General features: G+C 69.7%; 3 protein-coding genes. 2 read left to right on the forward strand and 1 reads right to left on the reverse strand.

The features are described from left to right. Positions 1–380: 380 nt before the first annotated feature. A complete protein-coding gene (locus tag VN520_RS31595; protein WP_325750359.1) occupies positions 381–1,157 on the forward strand; it encodes an ECF subfamily RNA polymerase sigma factor, BldN family in 777 nt (258 codons plus the stop codon). A gap of 209 nt (positions 1,158–1,366) precedes the next feature. Then, complete coding sequence (locus VN520_RS31600; protein WP_325750360.1) at positions 1,367–2,563, forward strand: DUF5667 domain-containing protein; 1,197 nt, start codon at positions 1,367–1,369, stop codon at positions 2,561–2,563. An 80-nt stretch (positions 2,564–2,643) separates the two neighbouring features. Here the strand turns inward: VN520_RS31600 and VN520_RS31605 are convergent. After that, the coding region (locus VN520_RS31605) for a lysophospholipid acyltransferase family protein (protein WP_325750361.1) at positions 2,644–3,511 on the reverse strand (868 nt) is incomplete at its 5' end.

Consider the following 3,511-nt stretch of genomic DNA (forward strand, 5'->3'; position numbering starts at 1 on the left):
CTGACCCCCACCCCGGCTCCCCGCACCTCCTCCCCGCGAGGGGGCGACTCGGCGCGCCCGGAGACGTACGCCCCTCCGGCAGCGGAACCCCGGGCAGGGACGCCCCTCGCCCGGCCGCTCGCGCCGTGCCCTGACGACCACAACCCGTCGCCGTCACAGACAGATCCCGAAGCGATTCCATCAACAATCGGTCACGAATCATCACTTGAACCGTCACTTAGAGGATACGAAAACGACGTAACCGGTGATTTGAGCAACTGGGTGTAGCACCGCCTGTACGAAGCGTTATTCTCCTCAGACGCACAAGGAGCCCGTCACCCGCTACCACGAGTGATGGTTTTCGAACTGCACGTGATGGAAGCTCTGCCTCTGGGAGTCCCGTGTACCCACACGTCGGGGTTGACACCTCGGGCCTGGCTACGCTGCGCGCAACGGTCCTCGACCACTTGCGCGGCTTCGTCCCCACCGCGTACGCCGTCCCCCAATTCGCCACCCCTGTACCTGCCGGCCCTTGCTATGCGCTGGCCGAACGCAGCGCGGCCGTCGGAAGACGCAGCAACCGCGGCGCCGCGGCCACACCCGCCGTCCGCCGGCCGACGGCCGACAGCGACAGCGCGCGCATGATGGATCTCGTCGAGCGCGCCCAGGCCGGTGAGGCCGAGGCCTTCGGCCGCCTGTACGACCAGTACAGCGACACCGTGTACCGGTACATCTACTACCGCGTGGGAGGAAAGGCGACAGCGGAGGACCTCACGAGCGAGACGTTCCTGCGCGCCCTCCGCCGTATCTCCACCTTCACCTGGCAGGGCCGTGATTTCGGCGCCTGGCTGGTCACGATCGCCCGGAACCTGGTCGCCGACCACTTCAAGTCCAGTCGTTTCCGACTGGAAGTGACCACCGGCGAAATGCTCGACGCCAACGAGGTCGCGCGGAGCCCGGAGGACTCCGTCCTTGAATCCCTCTCCAACGCCGCGCTGCTGCAAGCCGTACGCCGGCTCAACCCGCAGCAGCAGGAGTGCGTGACCCTGAGATTCCTGCAGGGCCTCTCGGTCGCCGAGACCGCCCGGGTCATGGGAAAGAACGAGGGCGCGATCAAAACCTTGCAGTACCGAGCCGTGCGCACGCTCGCGCGACTTCTGCCGGACGACGCCCGCTGACATCACCATCCGTGACGTGTCCGTGACACACCGATCGGGACATCCTCACTCCGTAACCCAACTGCCGCGCCACTCGTTGTGCCGGATGCAGGCCCCCTGTCGCCCCACCTGACCGTTTCCACTCGCTCGATCGTGTGGAAACACCTCCGGTGGGCAACCTTCCGGACCCTCAGGGGAGTCGACCGTCATGACGAGAGGAGGTGCCGCCAGTGATCGCAAACGTTTCGGCACACCGGCGGGCGAACGCCTTCGCCCAGGCCCTGGAGGAGCAGTCCCCCCAGGGTGCGGCGGCCGTACAGCCCGAGGACCCGGCCCAACCGGCCGACCACGGAAAGCTGTTGGCCCTGGCGAACGGCCTCGGCGAGCTACCGGAGCCTGAATTCGATCCCGAGGTCAAAGTGGTCCAGCGAGCCCAGCTCGTCGCGGCCATGGAGACCCTGTTCGCCGAAGGCGGTGCGTCCACGGGCCCTACGGTGCCCGAACAGCGGAACAAGGGAGCCCACCGGGCCTCCCCGATCAGGAGGCTGCGTCCCCGCTCCCGCTGGGCGAAGGGCCTCACCGCGGGCGGGCTCACCGTGGGTGTGGCCGCGGGAGCATTCGGCGGAGTGGCCGCTGCCAGTTCCGACGCCCTGCCGGGTGATTCCCTCTACCCGCTCAAGCGCAGCATGGAGGACATCAGCCTCGGCATGGCCGACAGCGACGCCGAGCGGGGCGAGGTCCACCTCGACCAGGCGTCGACCCGCCTCGGCGAAGCCCGCCGGCTGATGGAGCGGGGCCGCTCGGGCGAGATGGACCACGAATCGATCAGCGAGGTCAGACGCGCACTCGACGGCATGACGCACGACGCCACCGAGGGCCACCGCCTGCTCCACGCCGCCTACCGGCGTGACGGAGCCCTCGGCCCCATCCAGGCGCTGGACTCCTTCTCCCGTTCCCACCGTGCGAGCTGGAGCAGCCTCCGCGACCGGCTGCCCGTCCAGCTGACCGACATCAGCGACAGGGTCAGCTCCGTCTTCGAGGCCATGGACCAGGAAGTCGCACCGCTGAAGTCCCTGCTGCCCCGCACACCGGGCGCCGATGAGGACACCCCGCCCGCCGGCTCCACGCAGGAGAACCGGGGTTCCTCGGCCCCGGGCGACAAGGCGCCCTCCTCCTCCGCGGCCCCCGACGACAGCGCGTCCACCAGCACCGCACCGAAGCCCTCCGGCTCCGGCAGCGGCCCGGCCGACGGCCTGATCGACGGCGGTACGGACGGCCTGCTGGAGGACCTTCCGACGGACGGCACCACCCCGTCGTCCCCGGGCGGCGCGTCCGGCGTGCCCTCCGCACCGGACGTCATCCTGCCGCCACTGCTCCCGGGCCTGCTGCCCGGCCTGGGAATCGACGGCGAGAACGTCGAGCCCTGAGGGCAACCGCACGGGGGGAGGGGGCGCGGACCGGTCCGCTCCCCCTCCCCCCGTGGGCCTCGTGCGGATGGCCGTACGGTTCAGAAGAAGACCGACCTGCGCTGCACCAGCAGCTTGTACAGCGTGTGCTGGATCTGCTCCCGCACCTGGTCCGTCAGGTTGAACATCAGCATCGGGTCCTCCGCCGCCTCCGGCGGATACCCGTCCGTGGGGATGGGCTCCCCGAACTGGATCGTCCACTTCGTCGGCAACGGCAGCATCCCCAGCGGCCCCAGCCACGGAAAAGTCGGCGTGACCGGGAAGTACGGGACCCCCAGGACCCGCGCCAGCGTCTTCGAGTTGCCGATCATCGGGTAGATCTCCTCCGCGCCCACGATCGAGCACGGGACGATCGGCACCCCGGCCCGCAGCGCCGTCGACACGAACCCGCCCCGCCCGAAGCGCTGCAGCTTGTACCGCTCGCCGAACGGCTTCCCGAGGCCCTTGAAGCCCTCCGGCATCACCCCGACGATCTCACCGCCCTGCAGCAGCCGCTCCGCGTCCTCCGCGCACGCAAGGGTGTGCCCGGCCTTCCTCGCCAGCTCGTTGACCACCGGGAGCATGAAGACGAGATCGGCCGCGAGCAGCCGCAGATGCCGCTGGGCCGGGTGGTGGTCGTGCACCGCGACCTGGAGCATCAGCCCGTCCAGCGGCAGCGTCCCGGAGTGGTTGGCCACGACGAGCGCCCCGCCGTCGGACGGGATGTTCTCGATGCCCTTCACCTCGACACGGAAGTACTTGTCCGCGAGCGGCCTGAGCACCGACATGAGGACCTGGTCGGTCAGCTCCTCGTCGTACCCGAACTCGTCGACCTCGTAGTCACCCGTGAGCCTGCGCCGCAGGAACGCCAGCCCGCCGGCGATCCGCCGGTCCCAGACGCTCCCGGGCTCCTCCCCGCCCCCCTGGGAG

The sequence above is a fragment of the Streptomyces sp. genome, assembly GCF_035563135.1.
Lineage (GTDB): Bacteria > Actinomycetota > Actinomycetes > Streptomycetales > Streptomycetaceae > Streptomyces.